The following is a 22,655-nucleotide window of genomic DNA, read 5'->3' as shown; positions in this document are numbered from 1 at the left end:
CCGGGCTTCCCCGTACCGATGGGACCACCGCCCGGCCCCCTCGGCTGACGAGTTGCCCGCGCCGATCCCCCGGCCTGGGACTTTCGGAGTCGGCCTAGACTGCGGGTGATGTCCCAAACCCCTGATGACCTGAAATCGCTGGAAGCGTCGGTTCGCGCCGCGCTCGGCAAGGTGATCGATCCCGAGCTGCGCAGGCCGATCACCGAGATCGGGATGGTCAAGAGCGTCACCGTCGCCCCCGATCACGCCGTGCATGTCGAGGTGTACCTGACGACATCGGCGTGTCCGAAGAAGTCGGAGATCTCCGAACGGGTCAAAGCCGCGGCCGCCGACGTGGCGGGTACCGGCGCGGTAACCGTCGGCCTCGACGTGATGAATGACGAGCAGCGTGTCGAGCTGCGCAAACAGCTGCGCGGTGACGCCCGGGAACCGGTGATCCCGTTCGCCCAGCCCGGTTCGCTGACCCGGGTGTACGCGGTCGCATCGGGCAAGGGTGGGGTCGGCAAGTCCAGCGTGACGGTCAACCTCGCCACCGCGATGGCCGCCCGCGGCCTGTCGGTGGGGGTGATCGACGCCGACATCTACGGGCACTCCGTCCCGCGGATGATGGGCACGACCGACCGGCCCACCCAGGTCGAGTCGATGATCCTGCCGCCCATCTCACACGAGGTCCGGGTCATCTCGATCGCCATGTTCACCCAGGGCAACACGCCGGTGGTGTGGCGCGGACCGATGCTGCACCGGGCGCTGCAGCAGTTCCTGGCCGATGTGTACTGGGGCGACCTGGACGTCCTGCTGCTCGACCTGCCCCCAGGCACCGGAGACATCGCGATCTCGGTGGCGCAGCTCGTGCCCGGCGCGGAGATCCTGGTGGTGACGACGCCGCAGTTGGCCGCCGCCGAGGTGGCCGAACGGGCGGGTGCGATCGCCCTGCAGACCCGCCAGCGCATCGCAGGCGTGGTGGAGAACATGTCGGGGCTGCGGCTTCCCGATGGCACGACCATGCAGCTCTTCGGTGAGGGTGGCGGCCACCAGGTCGCCGAAAACCTCAGCCGTGCGGTCGGGGCGGACGTGCCGCTGCTCGGCCAGATCCCGCTGGATCCGGCGCTGGTCGCCGCCGGTGATACCGGTGTGCCGCTGGTGCTGTCCGCACCGGACTCCGCGGCGGGTAGCGCACTGCGTGAGGTGGCCGAGCGGCTGTCGGCGCGCAAACGTGGGCTTGCCGGTATGTCGTTGGGGCTCGATCCCACGGGTCGCTGAGCCGCACCGACTCCCCACCGACCGGCGGGGTCTACGTCGCGTCGCTGTCGAACGGTGTCTGCGCGGGCCCGGCGGTCGCGGGCGGCTGAGCCGGGGTCGCGGACGGCTGAGCCGGGGTCGCGGACGACGGGGTCACCGCAGGCGCCGGTGAACTGACCGGCTTGACGGGCGGGTCACCCGCCGGGCGATCGAACTTGCCGGTGAAGAACGAATCGTCGCCGTCCAACAGGTGTTTGGTCAGCGCGGCCCGCGGAGTCATGCCACGAAGCTTCTGCAACTCGCTCAGCGGCTCACGCAGGTCGTCGAACTCGGGCCCGAGGTCCTGGCGCAGCTGGGTCGTCGCACCGCTGACGTAGTCGCGGGCCTGACGCAGCGCCCCCGATGTCCAACGGATCGCGCCGGGCAGCCGTTCCGGCCCGAGGATCACCAGTCCGGCGATCACCAGGACCATCATCTCGCCCCACCCGATGTTGGCGAACATCGTCAGACGCTGTTGTCGCCGGACGGGTTGACGGTCAGCGTGACGTGCCTACCGTCGCGGACCACCTCGATCGGCGCGTCCTGACCGATCTTCAGCTGGCGCACCGCCACCACGAACTCGTCGGCATCCGCCACAGTGCGGTCACCGACCTTCACGACGACGTCGTTCTCGAGCAGTCCGGCCCGCTCCGCGGGGCTGCCCGCCTTCACATTGGCGATCTGAGCCCCGGAGGCCAGCGAGTTGCTCACCGAGCGGGCGGTCACGCCCAGCGTGGGATGGCTGATCTTGCCGTCGCGGATGAGCGTGTCAACCACGTTCTTGACCTCGTTGACGGGGATGGCGAAGCCGAGGCCGCTGGCGCTCTCCGACAGCGATTTACCCGCGGTGTTGATGCCGATGACGTCGCCGTTCATGTCGATCAGCGGCCCGCCCGAGTTGCCGTGGTTGATCGAGGCGTCGGTCTGAACACCGTCGATGACGGTATCGGTGTCGGAGCCGTCACCCGACAACGGCACCGGCCGATGCAGCGCGCTGATGATGCCCTGGGTGACGGTGCTGCGCAGGCCCAGCGGCGCGCCCGCCGCGATCACCTCGTCGCCCACCCGCAGCTTGTCCGAATCGCCGAAGCGCGCCACGCTCAGGTTGTCGACGTTGTCCACCTTCAGCACGGCGAGGTCGGTCTTCGGGTCGCGGCCCACCAGGTTGGCAGGCACCTCTTTGCCGTCGTTGAACACGACGCTCATCTTGTACTTGCTCGGGTTGGTCGCAGCCTCGGAGATGACGTGGTTGTTGGTGACGATGTAGCCGCTGCCGTCGACGATCACACCCGAGCCCTGCGAACCGTCCTGGTCGCTGACGGCCTCGATGGTGACCACCGAATCAGCCACCGCAGCAGCAACTTTCGCGAACCGGCCCTCCGGCGGCTGACCGCTGTCCGAGGTTTCCAGCGTGACCTTGGAGGTGGTGAAAGCCTCGACCACCTCGGCGGTCTTGCGCCCGACCCACCCCCCGGCGAATCCGATCACCAGCGCGAGCACGGCCAGGATCGCCAACGCGGCGTAGGACACCCTGCCGCCGAACAGCACGTCACGCACGCCCAGCTTGCCCACCGGCGCGGTACTGGGCGCCGGTGCGGGCCGCTCGAGCGCGGGAGTGCCCAGCGCGGCCGCTGCGGCGGGGTCGCGCCACGGATCGTCGGGCAGATCGTCTTCACCCAGCCGCTCGGCGTCCAGTGCCCCCGCGTCGGTCGGATGGCGCTGCAGCGGATCCCCGCCCGCGTACGGCCTGCCGAACGCCTCGGCCAGCACTGGGTCGGCGGCCTGGTCCTTCGGTGTGTACTCGCCCTGCTCGCGGTACTTGTCCCCGCCCTGAAACGACCCGCCGACGCCGTCGGGCCTGCCGAACGCGAGACGCGAGGCGGGATCGACTGCGGGACGGTCGACCGGGCGCGGTGTCAGACGACTTTCACCGCCGGACTGGTCCAGATTGGTCACCAGCTCTTCACTCTCTGATGTGACGGCGCGGCCACCCGGCGCGTCGCTACTCGACTTTGCTTACACCCTACCGGCGTTTGCGCCGCGACCGCGTATCGCCGTCAGCAAATTGCGGTGGGTCGGATTCGGCGGGCGGCTCATGCGGAGTGTGCTTCGGGATCTGCGACAATAGCCCAAGCAAAGATGTCGGCACCACGATCGGACACGAGTCCCGCAACGCGGCGCGCGCCTGGCCCTGTGCGTCGACCTCGGCCGCACACTGGGCGCACAGCGACAGGTGATGCGCCGCGCGCAGGTGGGCATTCATCCGCAGTTCGCCGTCCACGAAGGCGGCGATGGCCTCGGTCGAGAGATGCTCGGTAGAGCGGAACTGGCGGGGCGCTCCGACTGGCGCGTCGCTCTGCGACGCGAACTGCGCGGGCAGCCAGGAGAAGGCGCGGCGGAATACGTGCCCAGGGTCGGCCATCGCGCAGCTCCCTTCCGCTATGTCACATGCTGAAACGAATGTAGCGCGGGAAGCTGTGCGCGACACCCGCGATCGGTCAGGCTGATCGCGCGGTGTCCGGCGAATGCGCCGCGAGGTAGTCCCGCAGGGCCTGCCTGCCCCGGTGAATACGGCTGCGGACGGTCCCTAGCTTCACACCGAGCGTCGCGCCGATCTCCTCGTAGGACAATCCTTCGATGTCGCACAGGACGACGGCGGCGCGGAACTCCGGCGGCAGCGAGTCCAGCGCGGCCTGCAGATCCGGTCCCAGACGGGAGTCGTGGTAGATCTGCTCGGGGTTGGGGTCCTCGGCGGGCACCCGGTCATAGTCCTCGGGCAGCGCCTCCATGCGGATGCGCGCACGCCGCCGCACCATGTCCAAAAACAGGTTGGTGGTGATGCGGTGCAACCAGCCCTCGAAGGTCCCCGGCTGATAGTTCTGCACCGACCGGAACACCCGGATGAACGTCTCCTGGGTCAGATCCTCCGCGTCGTGCTGGTTACCAGACAGGCGATAGGCCAGCCGGTACACCCGATCGGCGTGCTGACGGACTAGTTGATCCCACGACGGCATGGCGGTCTTGTCACCGGTGGCGTCGAACACCGCGGTGCCGGTCAACTCGTCGGACGGCTCCACCCAGTCCGCCTCGGCGAACTGCTCGAGGTGGGACATAGAGACGGGAGCCGGTTGCGAAGTCGCAGCGATGGCGGTCGTCGGATCCTCCTGGTCTTCTGCCCGGTGGGCACATTCTTCCTGGTGCAGCCAACCAGGCCCGCCGGCCTCGAGCTCACCACAGTGGAGAACACGGTGATCGCTACCGTTATTCCCGGGGCAGCAGCGTTGGCCGTTCTCCATGCGGGATACGGTTCCTGATCGGCGTGTGCTTGGCATATGAGCAAACTGAACATTTCCTGAGAATGCCCCCGCCGCCATCCGCATCCCGGTTCAACCTGCGGAAACCCGCGTTCGGACCGCCCGAATCCGTCGCTCGGCGACGGGCGTGTCGCATCGTTGGCGCACTGTGCCGGGATCTACGCTGCGGGCATGGCCGACGACACGACGGGCACGACGGGTCAGAGCGGCACCGGCGGCGACAGTCCGGTCCGGCCCGGCGAGAGCGGGACCGTGCCCAGCGACAGCGCAGCCCGGCCCAGCCGGGCCGAGGCGATCGTCACCCATGCCGAACAGTCGATCTCCGAGGACGCCGTCGTCGCGGCGGCTCGCGAACGCGCGATCGACATCGGCGCGGGCGCGGTAACCCCCGCCGTGGGCGCACTCCTGAGTATGCTGGCCCGCCTGACCGGCGGCAAAGCGGTCGTCGAGGTCGGCACCGGGGCCGGGGTCAGTGGGCTGTGGCTGCTGGCGGGTATGCGCGCCGACGGCGTGCTGACCACCATCGACGTCGAACCGGAGTATCAACGGCTGGCCAAACAGGCGTTCAGTGAGGCGGGAACCGCGGCGTCACGAACCCGGCTGATCAACGGCCGGGCGCAGGATGTCCTCACCCGACTCGCCGACGAGTCCTATGACCTGGTGTTCATCGATGCCGAGCCGATCGACCAGCCACAGTTCGTCGTGGAGGGCGTCCGGTTGCTCCGTCCCGGCGGCGCGATCGTGGTCCACCGGGCGGCGCTGGGCGGCAGGGCCGGCGACGCCGCCGCCAACGACGCCCAGGTGAGCGCCGTGCGGGAGGCCACCCGGCTGATCGCGGAGGACGAGCGCCTCACTCCCGTACTCATCCCCCTTGGCGACGGCCTGCTCGCCGCCGCACGTCTCTGAGTCATCAGTCTGCTGACTATCGCGCGGCGTCGCGCCCCATCGCGCGCGGCGTCGCGCTCTATCCTGCTCGACCCGATCCCGACCCGACGATCTTTACGGATCCTTGACGGGCAATTCCTTGACCAGGAGCTAAACGGTCGTTTAGCGTTCTAAACATGCGTTCAGTGGATGATCGCACCGCGGTGGCCCGGATCCGCGATGCTGCAATCGAGCAATTCGGACAGCACGGATTCAACGTGGGATTGCGGACAATCGCCGAATCGGCGGGCGTCAGCGCGGCGCTGGTGATCCACCACTTCGGTTCCAAGGAGAAGCTGCGCAAGGCCTGCGACGACCACATCGCCGAGCGGATCCGCACCGAGAAATCGGCCACGCTGCAGACGAACGACCCCGCGACATGGTTCGCCCAGATGGCCGAGATCGAGTCGTACGCACCGATGATGGCGTATCTGGTCCGCAGCATGCAGACCGGCGGTGAGCTGGCAAAGATGTTGTGGCGCCGCATGATCGACCAGGCCAACCAGTACCTGGAGGAGGGGGTGCGGGCCGGAACGCTCAAGCCCAGCCGCGATCCCGCTGCCAGGGCCCGGTATCTCTCGCTCTGCGGTGGCGGCGCATTCCTCCTGTACCTGCAACTGCACGAGAACCCGACCGATCTGCGGGCCGTGCTGCGGGATTACAGCGAGGAGATGGTGCTGCCCGCGCTGGAGATCTACACCAACGGCCTGATGGCGGATCCCGCGATGTACGAGGCCTTCCTGGCCAGACGCGAGGCGGGCGCCTCCTTCGCCGGGCCGGCGGCCACCCCCGAGAAACCCAGCGAAAGCAGGTGACAGCGATGCCCACACTCGATGCACGAAGGTCGCCGCTCGCGGTCGACATCCACGGCCTGTCGAAGTCGTTCGGCCGCACCATGGCTCTCGACGGTCTCGATCTGACCGTGGCGCCCGGTGATGTCACCGGATTCCTCGGACCCAACGGGGCGGGAAAGTCGACGACCATCCGGGTGCTGCTCGGACTGCTGCGGGCCGATCGGGGCACGGCCCGGTTACTCGGCGGCGATCCCTGGCGCGATGCGGTCGCACTGCACCGGCGCGTCGCCTATGTGCCCGGCGATGTGACGTTGTGGCCCAACCTCACCGGCGCGCAGGCCATCGACTTCCTGATCCGGCTGCGCGGCGACGGCCGCATCAACACCCTGCGGAGAGACGTGCTGATCGAGCGGTTCGAACTCGACCCGCACAAGAAGGCCCGCACGTACTCCAAGGGCAATCGACAGAAGGTGGCCATCGTGGCGGCGTTCAGCTGCGACGCCGAACTCTACATCCTCGACGAGCCGACCTCAGGCCTGGACCCGTTGATGGAGAAGGCGTTTCAGCAATGCGTTCGCGAGGTAGCTGCGCAGGGGGCGGCGGTGCTGCTCTCCAGCCATATCCTCGCCGAGGTCGAAAAGCTCTGCGACAGCGTCACGATCATCCGCGCAGGCCGTACCGTCCGATCCGGCACGCTGGACGACCTGCGGCACCTGATGCGCACCACGGTCACCGCCCGAACGCGCGATGACGCGCGGGCAATGCGCCCTTCGGTGCACGACTTCTCCGAACGAGACGGCCAGGTGCGCTTCTCGGTGGATCGCACCGAGTTGGACGACACCATGGCGAATCTCACCCGGCTGGGCATCGAGGAGCTCACCGTGACGCCTGCTTCGCTCGAGGATCTGTTCCTGCGCGAATATCAAGGGGCCACACCGTGAGCGTCACCTCCTCCTCAGCGATTTCGGCGCGCTTTCAGGCGCCCAGCGTCGAAAAGCGCGCCGAAATCGCGGGGAGAGGGGTCGGTGCGCTGGTTCGGCTCGCGGTTCGGCGCGACCGCATCCGGCTGGCGGTCTGGATCGCGCTGCTGACCGCGACGATGGTCTACACCCCCGGCGCCATCGAGCTGGCATACCCGGAGGAAGCGCAGCGCCAGGCCAGGGTCGATATACTCCGAACGCCGGCGGGAATCATGCTGGCCGGCCCCATATTCGGGGGCAATGAGACCGACCTCGGCGCGATGATGGCCAATGAACTCATGCTGACGCTGATCGTGGCTACCTCGATCCTGGCCATCCTCACCGTCATTCGGCACAGCCGGGCCGAAGAGGAAAGCGGTGCGGCGGAATTGGTGATGTCGTCGGCCGTCGGGCGCTACGCGCGTACCGGCGCCGCGCTCATCCTGATGATCGCGGTGAACGCCAGCCTGACCGTGACGATGTCGGCGGCGATGGCCGCGACCGGCTTCGAAGTCGTGAACACCGCCGCGATGTGCCTCGGTGTCACCGCGGTCGCCACGGTGTTCGGCGCCGTTGCCGCGGTGACCGCCCAGCTGTGGCGCCAATCGCGCACCGCGACCGGCGCCGCCATGGCGGTGCTTGCGCTGGCGGCACTGGTGCGCGGGGTCGGCGACGTGATCGACAACTCAGGCAGCGCGTTGAGCTGGTTCTCCCCGATCGCGTGGGCGCAACAGATGCGCGCGTTCGTCGACCTGCGCTGGTGGCCGCTCATCGCGCTGGGTCTTCTGGCCGCGGGGTTGATGGCGCTGGCCGCTGCGCTCGAGTCGAGGCGGGAGTACGACGGCGGCATCATCCCGTCGAGCGGTGAGCGTCCCCACGCGCGCGCAATCACCACCGTGACCGGCTTGCATCTCACGCTTCAGCGCGGCCAGATCATCGGGTGGAGCGTTGGTGTGTTTCTCGCGGGTCTGACGTTCGGATCGATGACCAAGTCGCTGCTCAGCGCCGCGGAGGGCAACGAGCTGATCGCCAGGGTGCTGGCGGCCCAGGGGAACGACGGCGTGTACACCACGATGACCCAGTTCCTGGCCGCGGCGGCGTGCGCCTACGTCGCGTCTGCGGTGCTGAGGGTGTACGCCGACGAACAGTCGGGTTTGGGAGAGGTGGTGCTGGCCGGTGCGGTGTCGCGGCGGCGCTGGCTGCTCTCGGCGGTGCTCACCGCCGTGTTCGGCTCGGCGGTTCTGATGTTCTTCGCGGGACTGGGCAACGGCCTCGGCGCGGGGCTCACCCTCGGTGAGCCGGCCACCGCCGCGCGGCTCACGCTGGCCGGCCTGGCCTACGTTCCCGCGCTGGCGGTGATCGCCGGCATCTCAGCATTGGCGGTGGCGCTCAAGCGGCCGGTGATCGCTTGGCTGGCAGTCACTTTCGTTGTGCTGGCACTCTACCTGGGCGCCCTGCTGCGATTGCCGCGCTGGCTGGTCGACGCCTCACCGGTGGGGCGCACGACGGCGCCCTCGGACGTGTCGGTCACGGCCTTGGTGGGGTTGGCGGTGGTCGCCGCGGCGCTGACGATGCTCGCCGGCTGGATCTATCGCCGCCGCGACGCCGCCTGAAGTGAAGGAAAAGATGATGAAGTTGATCGCACAATCCTTGGCGTCGGCCGTTTTCGGAGTGCTGTTCTTCGCCGTGCTGTTGTTCATTCCGGCCGGAACGCTCTCCTATTGGCAGGCATGGGCCTTTGTCGCCGTGTTCATGGTGGCAACGCTCGTGCCAAGCGGGTATCTGGCCGTGAAGAATCCCGCGGCTCTGCGCAGGCGGATGCGTGCCGGGCCGTCGCACGAGACGCGGACGGTGCAGAAGGTGGTCATGAGCGCCACGATCCTGACGATTGCGGCGGCTCTGATCGTCAGCGCCTTGGACCATCGCTTCGCCTGGTCGCATGTTCCGACGGCGGTCGTCATTCTGGGCAACGTGCTGGTCGCGGTCGGGCTGGGCGTGGCGCAGTTCGTCGTGATCCAGAACGGCTACGCCGCGGCGACGATCACCGTCGAGTCTGAGCAGCCGCTCGTTTCGACCGGCATGTACGGGCTGGTGCGTCATCCGATGTATGTCGGGGCGCTGATCATGATGATCGGCATGCCGCTGGCGCTGGACTCGTATTGGGGGCTGCTGGTCCTGCTGCCGGGTGTGCTGGCGCTCGCGGTGCGGATTCTCGACGAGGAGCAGATGCTGAGCGAACAGCTGACCGGATACCCCGAGTACATGCAGAAGGTGCACTACCGCCTGGTGCCCCACGTCTGGTGATCGCCTCTGGTGATCATGTCTGGTGATCGCCGGAAGCCTTCCCGTGGCGGCGGCATAATGGGCTGGTGGAGCTCATGACCGGCTTCGGGCTGGCCACCGCCGCGGGGTTGAACGCGTACATCCCGTTGCTGGCCCTGGGCCTGCTGTCGCGGTTCACCGACCTGGTATCCCTGCCCCACGCCTGGGCGTGGCTGGAGAACGGCTGGGTGATGGGCATCGTCGCGGTGCTGCTGGTCGTGGAGATCATCGCGGACAAGATCCCTGCGCTGGACAGCGTCAACGACATGATCCAGACCTTCGTCCGGCCGACCGCGGGCGGCATCGTCTTCGGTTCGGGCACGTCCGCGCAGACCGCGGCCGTCACCGATCCGGGGGCGTTCGCCCAGTCCGGACAATGGGTCCCCGTCGCGATCGGCGTCGTCACCGCGCTGGTGGTGTCGCTGACGAAGTCCGCGGTGCGTCCTGCCGCCAACGTGGCGACGGCCGGGGTGGCCGCACCGGTGCTGAGCACCGTCGAGGACTTCACGAGCATCAGCCTGGTGTTCCTGGCGATCCTGCTGCCGGTCCTGGTGCTGGTGGCCCTCGTTGCGCTGGCGTGGGCGGGCGTGTCGCTGCAGCGGCGTCGCCGGCGGCACCGTCGCGAATTGGAGTCCGGGGTCGCCAATCCGCGTAGGTAGCGACCGGCGAGTCAGATCCAGACGCCCTTGCCGACCGCGACGACACCGCCCGCGCTGATCGCGAAACGTTCCCTGTCCTTCTCTAGATCGACGCCGACCATCTCGCCCGGTCCGACGACGACGTTCTTGTCCAGGATCGCGTGCCGCACCACGGCACCGCGTCCGACGCGCGTTCCGGGCATGATGACGCTGCCCTCCACGATCGCCCCGTCGTCGACGACCACATTGGAGGACAGCACCGAATTGCGAACGGACGCCGCGGAAATGATGCTGCCCGCGCCGACCACCGATTCCTGCGCCGAACCGCCGTTGACGAACTTCGCCGGCGCCAGATTCTCCGACTCGCCGCGGATCGGCCAGCGCTTGTTGTACAGGTTGAAGACCGGATGCACCGACACCAGATCCATGTGCGCGTCGTAGAACGCGTCGAGCGTGCCGACGTCGCGCCAGTACCCGTGATCGCGTTCGGTGGCGCCCGGAACCTCGTTGTCGCTGAAGTCGTATACCGCGGCCATGCCGTCGGAGACCAGCCGCGGAATGATGTCCCCACCCATGTCGTGGTCGGAATCGTCGTCGTCGGCGTCGGCGCGGATCGCGTCGATCAGCACCTTGGTGGTGAAGATGTAGTTGCCCATCGACACGAACGTCTGCTCCGGATCGTCGGGTGTGCCCGGCGGATCGGCGGGCTTCTCGACGAACTTGCGGATCCGGCCCGACTCGTTGGCATCGATACAACCGAACGCGGAGGCCTCCGCGCGCGGCACCCGGATGCCCGCAACCGTCGCCCCCGCGCCGCTGTCGACGTGGAACTTCAGCATCTGCTCGGGGTCCATCCGGTACACGTGGTCGGCACCGAAAATGATGATGTAGTCCGGATCCTCGTCATAAATGAGGTTCAGCGACTGGTAGATCGCGTCGGCCGAACCGGTGTACCACCGCGGGCCGAGCCGCTGCTGGGCGGGCACCGGCGTGATGTACTCGCCGGCCAACCCGCTCAGCCGCCAGTTCTGGCTGATGTGGCGGTCCAGCGAATGCGACTTGTACTGCGTGAGTACGCAGATTCGCAGATATCGGGCGTTCACGAGATTCGAAAGCACGAAATCGATGAGCCGGTAGGCACCGCCGAAGGGAACCGCCGGCTTGGCACGATCCGCGGTCAGCGGATACAGCCGCTTGCCCTCCCCGCCCGCCAGGACAATGCCCAGCACATGTGGCAACTCCCTCATGGTTCAAACCTATCCGGCGGCACGCACCAGGGCCAGCCATTGACGCGATTGATGACGACATCGATAGGGCCTTCCATCAAGGAATTTGGGCCGCGCCCGCATCGCTGAGACCGCATTGCCAACTCGCCTGCGGTGGCGCCGTGCGCCAACTACGGTCGTACGCATGCGAGTGGCGATGATGACGCGGGAGTATCCACCCGAGGTGTACGGCGGAGCGGGCGTACACGTCACGGAACTGGTGACTCAACTACGTCACCTCTGCGAGGTCGACGTGCACTGCATGGGGGCGCCGCGTACCGACGCCTTCGTCCACCAGCCCGACCCGGCGTTGAAGGGCGCCAATCCCGCGCTGTCGACGCTATCCGCCGACCTGAACATGGTCAACGGTGCGTCCGTTCCCGGCCGGGAAGCCACCGTCGTGCATTCGCACACGTGGTACACCGGGCTGGCGGGTCACCTGAGCGCGCTGCTGTACGGCATTCCACATGTGCTGACCGCGCATTCGCTTGAACCGATGCGACCGTGGAAGGCCGAGCAACTGGGCGGCGGTTACCGCGTGTCGTCGTGGGTGGAGCGCACCGCGGTCGAGGCCGCCGACGCCGTGATCGCGGTCAGTTCCGGTATGCGCGACGACGTCCTGCGGACCTATCCCGCGCTCGACCCGAACCGGGTGCACGTGGTGCGCAACGGCATCGACACCGAGGTGTGGTATCCCGCCCAGCCACAACCCGGTGAGTCGGTGCTCGCCGAACTGGGGGTCGATCCAAGCAAGCCGATCGTGGCCTTCGTCGGGCGGATCACCCGTCAGAAGGGCGTTGCGCACCTGGTCGCCGCGGCCCACCACTTCGCGCCAGATGTGCAGCTGGTGCTGTGCGCGGGCGCACCGGACACCCCTGAAATCGCCGCCGAGGTGACCGCCGCGGTGCAGGAACTGCAGCGTGTCCGCAGCGGCGTTCACTGGGTTCGCGAGATGCTGCCGATCGGCAAGATACGGGAAATCCTTTCCGCAGCAACGACATTCGTTTGCCCTTCGGTGTATGAGCCGTTGGGCATCGTGAACCTGGAGGCGATGGCCTGCTCGACTGCGGTGGTGGCCTCCGACGTCGGAGGCATCCCGGAGGTGGTCGCCGACGGACAAACCGGGTTGCTGGTCCACTACGATGCCGACGATCCGCGGTCGTTCGAAACCCAGCTGGCCGAAGCGGTCAACTCGCTGGTTGCCGATCCGGACAGGGCCCGTCAGTACGGCCAGTCCGGTCGACAGCGTTGCATTGCAGAATTCTCGTGGGCGCACATCGCCGAGCAGACCGTGGAGATCTACCGGAAAGTGTCCTCCTGAGAACGACGGCTAGCTGGTCACACCCTTGAGCTCGTCGCCGAGCGCGGCGGCCTCTTCGGGGGTCAGTTCAACGACGAGACGTCCGCCACCCTCCAGTGGTACCCGCATCACGATGCCGCGCCCCTCCTTGGTTGCTTCAAGCGGACCGTCTCCGGTCCGGGGCTTCATCGCCGCCATCGAGTGCTCCCTCCACATGAGTCGTCCCGTTGGACGGACCCGGTCACGGCCGAGACTGTCCACCCGTTCACAGATCCCGGCACTGAACTGCTACTGAACTCCACCTATTGTTCCCTATCCAGGGCGGTGGGTGTGCAAAGACCCTTGGATGACCCCCGTCGCGGCGTGTTCGCGTTCGCTGTGGGCGGCCGCGGCCGCCCCGGGGCGGGCTCCTGCGGTGGCGGCAGGGTCGCCGACGGGCACCCAGCAGCGTTCGATGTGGTCATCGACCATCCCGGTGGCCTGCATCAGGGCATAGGCCGTGGTCGGGCCCACGAACGCGAACCCACGCCGTTTGAGCTCTTTGGCCATGGCCTTCGACTCCGCACTGACCGCAGGCACCTGGGACAGGTCGGCCGGCCGCGGCCGCGGGGGTGGTGCGAACGACCACAGCAGTTCGCCCAAGTCCACGTCGAGTTCAGCGATTGCACGGGCGTTGGCAATGGTTGCCTCGATCTTCGCGCGGTTGCGGACGATTCCGGCGTCGGCCATCAAGCGTTCGATGTCTCGGTCGCCGTAGCGTGCAATGCATTCGGCATCGAAATTGTCGAAGGCCTCGCGGAAGTTGTCACGTTTGCGAAGGATGATCAGCCAGGACAGCCCGCTCTGGAAGGCCTCCAGGCTGAGACGCTCGAACAGGGCGCTCGATACGCGCAGCGGCCTGCCCCATTCGTTGTCGTGATAATCGCGGTAGAGCGCGGAATCGGCGTGTGCAGAACGCGATCCGCTGACGACGGCCCAGTCGCACCGGATCAGCCCGTCATCGTCGGACGCGTGCGTCATTGGTCCGACCCACCCTCTAGCGGATCGGCGTCGGCGTACTCCCCGGCGGGCGCGCTGACGGTTCGGCGGTCGGCGGCCCCGGAGCGCACGGCGGCCAGCTGACCGCGCAATTGGTCGAGCTCCTGCCCCAGCCGGTCGAGCACCCAGTCGACCTCGCTGGTCTTGTACCCGCGCAGGGTCTGGGTGAACTTGACGGCGTCCACGTCGGCCCCGGTCACGTCCGACGCGGGCAACACGGTCGCCGTCGTGGCCTTCGGCAGGGGCGGGAGCGTCTCACCGCGGCCGAACAGCACGCTGCCCACACCGAACAGCACGATCGCCAGCAGGATCAACACCACCAGGTACAACAGGATCAATGTCACAGCATCGATAGTGCCCCAGGCCTCCGACAGACTCGACCGGGGCGGCCGGCTACCGGTTCAGACCGACCACGTCGGCCCGTCGGCGAGCCGACTATCGGGGCCCGTCGGCGAGCCGACTATCGGGGTCTCAGCGTGATCATCGGCGGGCGGTCCTCGAGGCACACCCGGGAGGTGCGGGGGGTGTACCCATCCCCGTCGGCGAAGAACTGTGTCAGCCCGACACCCGAGTCCGGAATCCCGCATCGCGACAGCAGGGTCGCGATCACCTGCCTGCTCATCGCGGCCAGCTCGGTCAGCGGCCGGTTGCGGTGTGTCCGTACACCCAGGTTGACCTGTGCGATCGCATCTAGCCCCAGGCGGTCGTAGGTGTCGACGAGCAGGCCGATCTCGACGCCGTAGCCGGGCGCAAACGGCACAGACGTCAACAGTTCGCGGGTGCCCGCATACTCCCCGCCCAGCGGCTGCAGCAGACACGTCAGCTCGGGGCGCAGCGCGGCGAGCAACGGGCGCGCGGCAAGTTCGGTGACCCGGCCGCCGCCGTTGGCGTCCTCGCTGCCGCTGACCTTCAACGGCCGCCGGTAGAACCCCTTGACCAGGTGAACGCCCTCGGTGGTGAGCAGCGGACCCACCAACCTCGGTACGAACATCGGATCGGGATCGATCAGGTCGGAGTCGACGAACACCACGATGTCGCCGGTGGTGACCGCCAGCGACCGCCAGAGCACCTCACCCTTGCCGGGTTGCGGCTCGATCTCGGGCAGCGCGATCTCGCGGGAGATGACGCGTGCTCCTGCGGCGAGCGCGCGGATCTCCGTGTCGTCGGTGGAACCCGAGTCCAGCACGATCAGCTCGTCGACCAGCCCGCCGAGCAGCGGTGTGATGGTCTCGACGACGCTGCCGACGGTCTCTTCCTCGTTGAGCGCGGGCAACACCACCGAGACGGTGCGCCCGGCTTTCGCGGCCACCAGCTGGTCGACCGTCCACGTCGGACGGCTCCAGCTGTGGTCCTCCAGCCAGCGATGGTTGGCGATTGCCTCCGCTCCTGCCAGCTCTGGTGTCAGTTCAGGTATCAAGGTCAAGCCAGTCCCCTCACCGTACGCGTCGGCGGACGCTGTCCAAGGATCGACGCGACCATCTCCAGTACGCGCCGAGTGGGTCCCACCTCGTGTACCCGGAACATGGCCGCCCCAGCCGCCGCGGCGAGTGCCGTCGCGGCCAGGGTGCCCTCCAGGCGTTCGGTCAGCCCCACACCCAGAGTCTCCCCGACGAAGTCTTTGTTGCTCAGGGCCATCAGGACTGGCCATCCGGTATTTACAAGAACTTTTACGTGGCGCAACAAAATAAGACTGTGATAAGTGTTTTTCCCAAAATCATGAGTGGGGTCGATGAGGATCCGGTCCCTGGCCACCCCGATTGCTACGGCCCGCTCGGCGGCATGGGTCACCTCCGCGATGACGTCGTCCACCACCCCGCTTTCGGAGGTGCCGTAGTGGACGCGGAACGGCCGCGTTCTCGGCGCCGCACCGCCGGTATGTGAGCACACCAGCCCCGCCTCGAACTCGGCGGCGATCTCGGGCAGGCCGGGGTCCACTCCCGCCCAGGTGTCGTTGATCAAGTCGGCACCCGCCGCGCAGGCCCGCTTCGCGACACCCGAACGCCAGGTGTCCACGCTGATCAGCTGGTCGGGGTAGGCACCCCTCAGCCACTCGATGAACGGCACGACGCGGGCGATCTCCTCTTCTGCTTCGACCGACGCCCCCGGCCCCGCCTTCACCCCGCCCACGTCGATGACGTCGGCCCCGGCGGCGACGGCGCGGTGGACGGCCTCCTTGGCTGCCTCATCGGCGAAGGTGGCGCCGCGATCGTAGAAGGAGTCCGGGGTCCGGTTCACGATCGCCATGATCATGGCGCGATCGCCGGCCACCGGGCGGCCGCAGAAGGTGGACTGCACGCCTCCATGGTGCCGGTCCGGGCGGGTGGCCTGCTTTCCAGGCGGGTGGCCGACTTCTACACCAGGGTCGCGATCGCGAACGGGAGCGCAGCCACGACGCAGATCTCGGCGAAGGTGGGGACCCATGAACCTGTCGGGTTCCTGCCAGTCGGCGATCAATTCCTGCCACCGGAATTAATCCCCTGACCTGCTGGTTTAGACAGTCAGACCGGCACGAAGCACCACCGCTTCACCGCCGCTACGACATCACCGGGAGTGATCACCATGAAGAAGTTCGCCCAGGCGCCCTGGCCGCAGGCCTGTTCGGCTTCGCCGCCCCCGCCCAGGCCGACATCGACCACCACGGCTGGATCCAGGACATCCAACCCACCGTCACCGTCCCCCACGTCGACACCACCGTGCGCCACAGCGGCCGCTAAAACCCCACCCACGCGCCGGCGGGCACCCCCACCTGAGGGGTGCCCGCTTCGTCGTATCCGGATCAGTTGCCCGGGCGTGAACCCGCGGTCACCTCGGCGGGATAGTCCACGTAGAACGGGACGTAACCCTCGCCGCGTCCGGCCAGCACGTAGACCGCGTCGCCGACGTCGGATCCGTAGCCCTGGTTGCGCAGGTCGCCCTTGAGGCTCTTGAACGTCGAGGTGTGCGCCAGCGCGGGCACGACGCGGACGAACAGCGGCACCGCGTAGCCCGGCAGATGGTCGAAGAACGTCGCGGCCAGCGCCTTGCCGTCGAACTCCTCACCCTCGGCGAGCCGGACGGCCGCCATCCCGGCGCGACCCCCGGACCCGGGCACCTCGACCCCGAACACCGTGCACTCCTCGATGGCGGGGTCGGAGGACACCGCGGCCTCCACCTGGGTGGTGGCCACATTTTCCCCCTTCCACCGGAAGGTGTCGCCGAGACGATCGGTGAAAGCCGCATGTCCGAACCCCTGCGAACGCATCAGATCGCCGGTGTTGAACCACACATCGCCATCGCGAAAAGCGTTGCGCACCAACTTCTTTTCGGTCGCATCGGCGTCGGTGTAGCCGTCGAACGGCTGGAAGCTGCTCACCTTGGACAGCAGCAGGCCCGGTTGGCCGGCCTTGACCTTGCGGACCCGTCCGTCATCGCCGCGGACGGGATCGCCGCTGTCGGCGTCGTACTCGACGAACGCGACCGGGGTGGGGCAGATCCCGGTCGACTTGTCGACGTTGAGCACGTTGACGAACGCCGTGTTGCCCTCGCTGGCGGCGTAGAACTCGCAGACCCGCTCGATGCCGAACCGGCTGGTGAACGCGTCCCAGATCGCGGGCCGCAGCCCGTTACCCGCGATCACCCGCACCCGGTGCTGGCGATCGGTGGGTTTGGCCGGCTGGTTGAGCAGGTAGGAGCACACCTCGCCGATGTAGACGAACGCCGTCGCGTCGTGACGGATCACCTCGTCCCAGAACCGCGACGCCGAGAACGACCGTCCCAGCGCCAGCGTCGCGCCGGCGTTGATCGCCGACGAGGTGGCCACCGTCAGCGCGTTGTTGTGATACATCGGCAGGCAGCAATACAAGGTGTCGTTATGGGTGAGCCGCATGCCGAGCCCGCCGAACCCGGCCAGCGCCCGCAGCCACCGGTAGTGCGTCATCACGCTGGCCTTGGGCAGCCCGGTGGTGCCCGAGGTGAAGATGTAGAACGCCTTGTCCTTGGCCAGCACGGCCGCGGTCGTGGCCGGATTGGTGGCGGGCGCTGTGGCGGCCAGCCGCTGCAGTTCGGCCACGGTCAGCAATCCGCTGGTGTCCGCTCCGCTTTCGTTGATCGGTTCGACAAGGTCGGTCTCGGTGACCAGCGCAGTGGCGCCGAGCAGGCCGATGCTGTGCGCCAGCACCTCGCCACGCTGGTGGAAGTTCAACATCCCCGCCACCGCACCGCATTTCACGACGGCCAGCATCAGCAGCACCGACTCCGGCGAATTGCGCAACATTATGCCTACGACGTCGCCGTGCCCGACACCGCGGGCGGCAAGGGCTGCGGCGTACCTGTTGGCCGTCCGGTTGGCCTCCTGATACGTGACCTCTTCGTCGCCGAATCTGAGGAAGACCCGGTCGCCGTACCGTGCCGCACGGTCCTGGAAGACCTTGCCGATGGAGGTCTTGGCCGAGGGGCGAGCGAGAAATCCCGTGACCGCACCGCGCACGATGGCCGGTGCGTCGAGCAGCAGGCTCGGCACCCGCGTCGCGATGTCGAGTAGGCCGACTCTCGTGCGGACTCCGGAATTCTGGTCGCTCATCTGTCGCTCACTGGGCTGCGTCACCTTCCGCGGTTGGCTCACTTGCCACCCTAGCCGCGCCCGGTGACAGCGATCCATCAGCGCGCCGGTGGTGCGCAGGCGTCCAGCGCCGCCGCCACTTCGTCGACCACGACCAGACGGTCGAGGGCCCTGCGGGACACGTAGCCGCTGCCTTCCAGCCCCCGCAGCCACGTCAGCAGACCGTCGTAATGCCCGATGGGATCGAGGATGACGACGGGTTTGTCGTGCATGCCCAGGTACCCGGCGGTCCACGCCTCGAAGAACTCCTCGAGGGTGCCGATGCCGCCGGGCAGCGCGATGAACGCGTCGGCGCGATCCTCCATGACCTGCTTACGTTCCCGCATGGTGTCGGTGACGATGAGCTCGTCGGCGTCGACGTCGGCCACCTCGCGATGCACGAGGGCCTTCGGGATCACCCCGACGGTATGGCCGTCGGCCGACCGCACCGCACGCGCGATCGCCCCCATCGCCGACACGTTGCCGCCACCCGAGACCAGCGTCCACCCCCGGTCGGCGATCGCGACACCGAGGAGTCCCGCCAGCTCCAGAAGTTCGGGATGCATCGGACCCGACGCGCAGTAGACACACACCGCCCAGCCGCGGTCGGGTTCAGCTCTGGTCTGCCTGGACACACCGACAACCTAGACGAGGCGGCCGGATATCTCGCGGAGGGTACAGACGGCGCAATTGACCCTTTCGCATCGGGCCGATCGCAATGGCAATAAGATCCGGCGGTGCCTGTGAAGTGGGTGACCGCACCTCCGACGAAGGCGCTGGAGCTGCTGGCGGCCGGTGTCCGGCAGCGCGGTGGCGCGGTGCTCGTCGGGCCTGCTGGGGCGGGTAAAACGCAGCTGGCCGCGGCAGCGGGTGCGCACCTCGGCGGGCATTGCAGCCGGGTGGCGGGGACGCCGTCGGCGCGGGCCGTCCCGCTCGGCGCGTTCGAGGAGATGGTCGACGTGCCGGACGGTGCCAAGGCCGCCGCTGTCCTCGACAGGGCCCGCGAGCGGCTCGGTGACGGGCGACTGCTGATCGTCGACGACGCGAACCTGATGGATCCGTTGTCCGCGTCGCTGCTCTATCAGTTGGCGGCCGCGGGCGCGACCAGGATGATCCTCATCGTGGATGCTGAATCCGCTGTTCCACAAGGCATTTCGGCAATATGGCAGGACGATCTGCTGCCACGGATCGACGTCGGCGGACGTTCCAGGTTCGATGCGCACATCCGCGATGTGCTCAACGGGCTGCCCGACCGGGCACGGGCGGCGCTGGAGTACCTCGCGGTTCAGGAACCGCTTCCCGCGACCGACCTGGTGGCGCTGGCCGGCCAGGACGCCGTCGCACTGGCCGAGGTGAATGGCGTCGTCGTCACCGAAGACGGGCTGAGCCGCTCGGCGCATCCCCGCTACACCGGTGCGGTCCGTGAGCAGCTGGGCCCGGCGGCGCTGCGGCGGCTGCGCACCGCCCTCGTCGACCGCCTCGCCGCACGCCGCCGCGAGGGCGTCATCGCACGGCTGCGCCTGGCGGTGCTGGCGCTCGGCAGCGACAGCCCACAACCGGTGCACGACGTGGTCGCCGCCGCAGACGATGCGCTTCGGCTCGGCGACCTCGAACTCGCCGAGCGGCTCGGGCGCGCCGCGATCGCGCGGTCCGGCGGCTTCCCGGCCCGGTTGGCGCTCGCCCACGCGCTGGCCTGGCAGGGCCGAGGCCGGGAGGCCGACGCGGTACTGGCCGAGGTGGACCCCACCGGGCTGACCGAGGACCAGCTGATGGCGTGGGCACTGCCGCGGGCGGCCAACCAGTTCTGGATGCTCTCCGAGCCGGAGCGGGCCACCGCCTTCCTGCACGCCATCCGCAACCGGGTGTCCTCCCCCGCCGCCCGGATCACCCTCGACGCATTGGCCGCCACCCTGGCCATGAACGCCGGGAACCTCAGCCGGGCAATGGATATCGCCACCGAGGTGCTGTCCTCAACCGCCGCCGACGACACCGCAGTCGGCTGGGCGGCCGCGTCCGCGGCGCTCAGCTGCGCACGGATGGGCCGGTTCGCCGACGTCGATGCACTGGCGCAGCGCTCGATCGCGGCCGGACATCCCGGCCTGCTGAGATTCACCAGCGGGTTCGGCCAGACCACCGCGTTGCTGCTGACGGGGCGGCCGGATCTGGCGCAGGAACTGGCGCAACGGCTCACCGATTTCGCCCAGCTGCGTCAGCCGGGTCGGGCGATCGGCCAGCTTCTGGTCGCCGACGTGATGCTCGAACGCGGCGGCCTGCCCGGTGCCGTGCGGCTGCTGCGCGAGGCGGCAGCGGTGCTGGCGCCGACGGGCTATTCATGGGGACCGCTCGCTTCGATGCTCCTGGCCCGCGCCCTGGCCATGGAGGGCGCCCTGGTGGAGGCGGGAAAAGCGTTGTCCCGCGCCGAATCCCGGCACGGCCTGAAGTCGATGCTGTTCGCACCGGAGCTTGCCCTGGCCCGGGCCTGGACCCTGTCGGCGCGGGGGGACGCGCACGGCGCGATCGCTTCGGCGCGCGACGCCGCTACCACCGCGGAACGCGGCGGTCAGCACGCGGTCGCGTTGCGGGCCCTGCACGACGCGATCCGGCTCGGCGACACCCGCGCCGGCGAGCGTATCGCCGGGCTGGGCGTCGACTGCGAATTCGCCATCCTGGCAACCGATCACGGACGCGCGCTGGCGGAGGGTGACAGCGCCGGCCTCGACGCCGTCGCGGCCCGGTTCGCCACGGCCGGCTTTGGCGCCGCCGCGGCCTGCGCGACGGCCCAGGCGACCCGGCTGCGCACGTCGATCTGACCGCGACCCAACGGGACGACGAACCGATCGGATACGGCCGCCGCGAAATTTGCCGTCGAAGCGGTTACGCCCGCGCCCTTAGCATTGATGCGGGTGAGGGGAGTTGCAGTGGCTGTGATGGACGCGTTCCTGTCGGCATGGTCCGGCGCGCGCCAGACGTTCGGGACGGGCGACCCCGAATCCGGCGGACGGTTCGACGGCAGCGATAGGATCACCGGCCTGCGGAGCACCCTCGAACTGGCGGCCCCCGGCACGCGGTGGACGGGCGCCGCCGCGCAGGCCTATCGCCGGGCCACCACCGATCACGGCGATGCCCTGACCGAACTGGCCGGCCTGGACCAGCGGATGCGTGCAGAGATCGACCGCGCCGCCGCGGTGGTGACCGCCGGTCGCGCGGACCTCGAGGCCGTCCGCACCTGGGTGACCGACATCGCCGCGACGCTGCCCCGCACGGCGCAGGGCGAGCTCATGCTCTACCCCGTGGTGCGGACGGGCATCACCCGGGTCGGCGGCATCGTAAAGAGATCCGACGCCGAACTCGGCAGGATCGGCGAGACGCTCCGCGGCCTCGGCGCCGACTACGCGGCGCTGACCGCACAGGTACGGCGGGACCCGAAATGACCGAATCGCTGTTCGTCCAGACCGATGGCCTGCGGGAATTCGCGCAGACCCACGCTCAGGTGGCCGAGGGGCTGGCCGCGGTGCCCGTCGGTGACGCCGCGGGGGTGGAGGCCACCCACGGGCCGATTGCGTCGGCCGTCAGCGCCGCGCTGGCCGACGCGCTGGGTGTACGGCGCGACGCGCTGGAGACCACCTCCCGCAGCGGTAACCGACTTTCCGACCTGCTGCTGCGGGCGGCGCAGGCCTACGAGCGCGGGGACCAGCGCGGTTCGGCCGCGCTGCGGGCGGCGGCGGACGCGATCGAGAATGGCGGCGCGGCGCCCGTCGCACCGGCGGCCGCCGCGCCGACGGCCACGGCACCGTCGGCACAACCCGCCGGGGGTGCCGAGATGGCGGGGCAGCTCGCCGGTCAGATCGGCCAGCAGGTCGCCCAGGCTGGCCAGTTGGCCGCTCAGGCGGCACTGGCTCCGTTTCAGGCCATCGCGCAGCCACTGCAGCAGTTGCCCCAGCAGCTGGCGCAGATGCTGGCCCAGGCCGGCCAGCCGGTGGTCGAATCCGCGGACGACCTCACCGAGGGCGCGACCTTGGGTGACCGGCCCGACGCAGACCTCGAAGACCGCGATGACCGCAACGACCACGAGGACGGTCCCGACGACCGCGTGCCCGGCGAGGAGACCGACCGCAGCGACGAGGCGGGCCCCGGCGACCGGCCGGATGCCGTGCGCACACCCGGGGTGCCACCAACGGAGTCGACGGACCCCGCGGCCGAAGCACCGCACCGGGCGAGGCCTGCCCCGACCCGGCCGGCCGGGTAGC

22 protein-coding genes and 2 pseudogenes are annotated in these 22,655 nt (G+C 68.6%); 11 read left to right on the top strand and 13 right to left on the bottom strand.

From position 1 onward, the window contains the following. Positions 1-108 precede the first annotated feature (108 nt). Positions 109-1,260, top strand: a complete 1,152-nt coding sequence (locus ADBZ6K_RS12030) for a P-loop NTPase (protein WP_526346799.1) — start codon at positions 109-111, stop codon at positions 1,258-1,260. A gap of 31 nt (positions 1,261-1,291) precedes the next feature. On the opposite strand, the gene tatB is transcribed toward ADBZ6K_RS12030, so the two are convergent. From tatB to sigE, 4 genes are all read right to left on the bottom strand, one after another. Continuing rightward, the gene (gene tatB / locus ADBZ6K_RS12025) at positions 1,292-1,741 is read right to left on the bottom strand and encodes a Sec-independent protein translocase protein TatB (RefSeq protein WP_526346797.1); all 450 of its coding nucleotides are present in this window, start codon (positions 1,739-1,741) and stop codon (positions 1,292-1,294) included. Between the two features lie 2 nt (positions 1,742-1,743). Next, positions 1,744-3,234, bottom strand: coding sequence for a serine protease HtrA (htrA, locus tag ADBZ6K_RS12020; protein ID WP_526346795.1), 1,491 nt, complete (start codon positions 3,232-3,234; stop codon positions 1,744-1,746). Positions 3,235-3,301: 67 nt separating this feature from the next. After that, positions 3,302-3,700, bottom strand: a complete 399-nt coding sequence (gene rseA / locus ADBZ6K_RS12015) for an anti-sigma E factor RseA (protein WP_526346793.1) — start codon at positions 3,698-3,700, stop codon at positions 3,302-3,304. Between the two features lie 76 nt (positions 3,701-3,776). Then, a complete protein-coding gene (sigE, locus tag ADBZ6K_RS12010; protein WP_526346791.1) occupies positions 3,777-4,574 on the bottom strand; it encodes an RNA polymerase sigma factor SigE in 798 nt (265 codons plus the stop codon). A gap of 189 nt (positions 4,575-4,763) precedes the next feature. Here sigE and ADBZ6K_RS12005 point away from each other — a divergent pair, with 189 nt between their 5' ends. The 6 genes from ADBZ6K_RS12005 to ADBZ6K_RS11980 all read left to right on the top strand — a co-directional run bounded on the left by ADBZ6K_RS12005 (position 4,764) and on the right by ADBZ6K_RS11980 (position 10,250). After that, positions 4,764-5,498 carry an O-methyltransferase gene (locus ADBZ6K_RS12005; RefSeq protein WP_526346789.1) on the top strand — a complete coding sequence of 245 codons (735 nt, stop codon included), beginning with the start codon at positions 4,764-4,766 and terminating at the stop codon, positions 5,496-5,498. Positions 5,499-5,653: 155 nt separating this feature from the next. Continuing rightward, positions 5,654-6,331, top strand: coding sequence for a TetR/AcrR family transcriptional regulator (locus ADBZ6K_RS12000; RefSeq protein WP_526346787.1), 678 nt, complete (start codon positions 5,654-5,656; stop codon positions 6,329-6,331). A gap of 5 nt (positions 6,332-6,336) precedes the next feature. Beyond that, the gene (locus ADBZ6K_RS11995) at positions 6,337-7,251 is read left to right on the top strand and encodes an ABC transporter ATP-binding protein (RefSeq protein ID WP_526346785.1); all 915 of its coding nucleotides are present in this window, start codon (positions 6,337-6,339) and stop codon (positions 7,249-7,251) included. 65 nt (positions 7,252-7,316) lie between these two features. Beyond that, positions 7,317-8,882: an ABC transporter permease gene (locus ADBZ6K_RS11990; RefSeq protein WP_526346837.1), complete on the top strand. Its 1,566-nt coding sequence runs from the start codon at positions 7,317-7,319 to the stop codon at positions 8,880-8,882. Positions 8,883-8,898: 16 nt separating this feature from the next. Then, a complete protein-coding gene (locus ADBZ6K_RS11985) occupies positions 8,899-9,573 on the top strand; it encodes a methyltransferase family protein (RefSeq protein WP_526346783.1) in 675 nt (224 codons plus the stop codon). Between the two features lie 65 nt (positions 9,574-9,638). Continuing rightward, a complete protein-coding gene (locus tag ADBZ6K_RS11980; protein ID WP_526346781.1) occupies positions 9,639-10,250 on the top strand; it encodes a DUF4126 family protein in 612 nt (203 codons plus the stop codon). An 11-nt stretch (positions 10,251-10,261) separates the two neighbouring features. On the opposite strand, the gene glgC is transcribed toward ADBZ6K_RS11980, so the two are convergent. After that, the gene (glgC, locus tag ADBZ6K_RS11975; RefSeq protein ID WP_526346779.1) at positions 10,262-11,476 is read right to left on the bottom strand and encodes a glucose-1-phosphate adenylyltransferase; all 1,215 of its coding nucleotides are present in this window, start codon (positions 11,474-11,476) and stop codon (positions 10,262-10,264) included. 163 nt (positions 11,477-11,639) lie between these two features. Between glgC and glgA the strand changes: the two genes are divergently transcribed. Next, on the top strand, positions 11,640-12,815 hold the full coding sequence (glgA, locus tag ADBZ6K_RS11970) for a glycogen synthase (protein WP_526346777.1): 1,176 nt from the start codon (positions 11,640-11,642) through the stop codon (positions 12,813-12,815). 9 nt (positions 12,816-12,824) lie between these two features. On the opposite strand, the gene ADBZ6K_RS11965 is transcribed toward glgA, so the two are convergent. From ADBZ6K_RS11965 to log, 8 genes and pseudogenes are all read right to left on the bottom strand, one after another. Continuing rightward, positions 12,825-12,992, bottom strand: a complete 168-nt coding sequence (locus tag ADBZ6K_RS11965; protein WP_003931055.1) for a DUF3117 domain-containing protein — start codon at positions 12,990-12,992, stop codon at positions 12,825-12,827. Positions 12,993-13,217: 225 nt separating this feature from the next. Continuing rightward, positions 13,218-13,814, bottom strand: a pseudogene (locus tag ADBZ6K_RS11960) (DNA-3-methyladenine glycosylase I); the annotation flags it as partial. Further along, positions 13,811-14,176 carry a DivIVA domain-containing protein gene (locus ADBZ6K_RS11955; protein ID WP_526346775.1) on the bottom strand — a complete coding sequence of 122 codons (366 nt, stop codon included), beginning with the start codon at positions 14,174-14,176 and terminating at the stop codon, positions 13,811-13,813. The pseudogene ADBZ6K_RS11960 and the gene ADBZ6K_RS11955, both read right to left, overlap by 4 nt. Positions 14,177-14,292: 116 nt before the next feature. Beyond that, positions 14,293-15,237 carry a glucosyl-3-phosphoglycerate synthase gene (locus ADBZ6K_RS11950; RefSeq protein ID WP_526346835.1) on the bottom strand — a complete coding sequence of 315 codons (945 nt, stop codon included), beginning with the start codon at positions 15,235-15,237 and terminating at the stop codon, positions 14,293-14,295. A gap of 14 nt (positions 15,238-15,251) precedes the next feature. Further along, a pseudogene (folP, locus tag ADBZ6K_RS11945) lies at positions 15,252-16,218 on the bottom strand (dihydropteroate synthase). A gap of 112 nt (positions 16,219-16,330) precedes the next feature. Beyond that, the gene (locus tag ADBZ6K_RS11940; protein ID WP_526346773.1) at positions 16,331-16,558 is read right to left on the bottom strand and encodes a hypothetical protein; all 228 of its coding nucleotides are present in this window, start codon (positions 16,556-16,558) and stop codon (positions 16,331-16,333) included. Between the two features lie 50 nt (positions 16,559-16,608). Continuing rightward, on the bottom strand, positions 16,609-18,390 hold the full coding sequence (gene fadD6, locus ADBZ6K_RS11935; RefSeq protein ID WP_526346771.1) for a long-chain-acyl-CoA synthetase FadD6: 1,782 nt from the start codon (positions 18,388-18,390) through the stop codon (positions 16,609-16,611). Positions 18,391-18,467: 77 nt separating this feature from the next. Further along, positions 18,468-19,043 (bottom strand): cytokinin riboside 5'-monophosphate phosphoribohydrolase, encoded by a 576-nt coding sequence (gene log / locus ADBZ6K_RS11930; protein ID WP_526346769.1) that lies wholly within the window; start codon positions 19,041-19,043, stop codon positions 18,468-18,470. A 102-nt stretch (positions 19,044-19,145) separates the two neighbouring features. On the opposite strand from log, the gene ADBZ6K_RS11925 reads away from it, so the two are divergent. The 3 genes from ADBZ6K_RS11925 to ADBZ6K_RS11915 all read left to right on the top strand — a co-directional run bounded on the left by ADBZ6K_RS11925 (position 19,146) and on the right by ADBZ6K_RS11915 (position 22,654). Then, the gene (locus ADBZ6K_RS11925; protein WP_526346767.1) at positions 19,146-21,218 is read left to right on the top strand and encodes an AAA family ATPase; all 2,073 of its coding nucleotides are present in this window, start codon (positions 19,146-19,148) and stop codon (positions 21,216-21,218) included. A gap of 117 nt (positions 21,219-21,335) precedes the next feature. Further along, positions 21,336-21,839 (top strand): EspA/EspE family type VII secretion system effector, encoded by a 504-nt coding sequence (locus ADBZ6K_RS11920; RefSeq protein ID WP_526346833.1) that lies wholly within the window; start codon positions 21,336-21,338, stop codon positions 21,837-21,839. Continuing rightward, positions 21,836-22,654 (top strand): type VII secretion target, encoded by an 819-nt coding sequence (locus ADBZ6K_RS11915; RefSeq protein WP_526346765.1) that lies wholly within the window; start codon positions 21,836-21,838, stop codon positions 22,652-22,654. Before ADBZ6K_RS11920 ends, ADBZ6K_RS11915 begins: the two co-directional genes overlap by 4 nt. Position 22,655 lies beyond the last annotated feature (1 nt).

Origin of the sequence: Mycobacterium sp., assembly GCF_044223235.1 — a bacterium.
Taxonomy (GTDB): Bacteria; Actinomycetota; Actinomycetes; order Mycobacteriales; family Mycobacteriaceae; genus Mycobacterium.
Note: the sequence above shows the minus strand (reverse complement) of the source record. Positions and strands in the feature narration are given on the sequence as shown.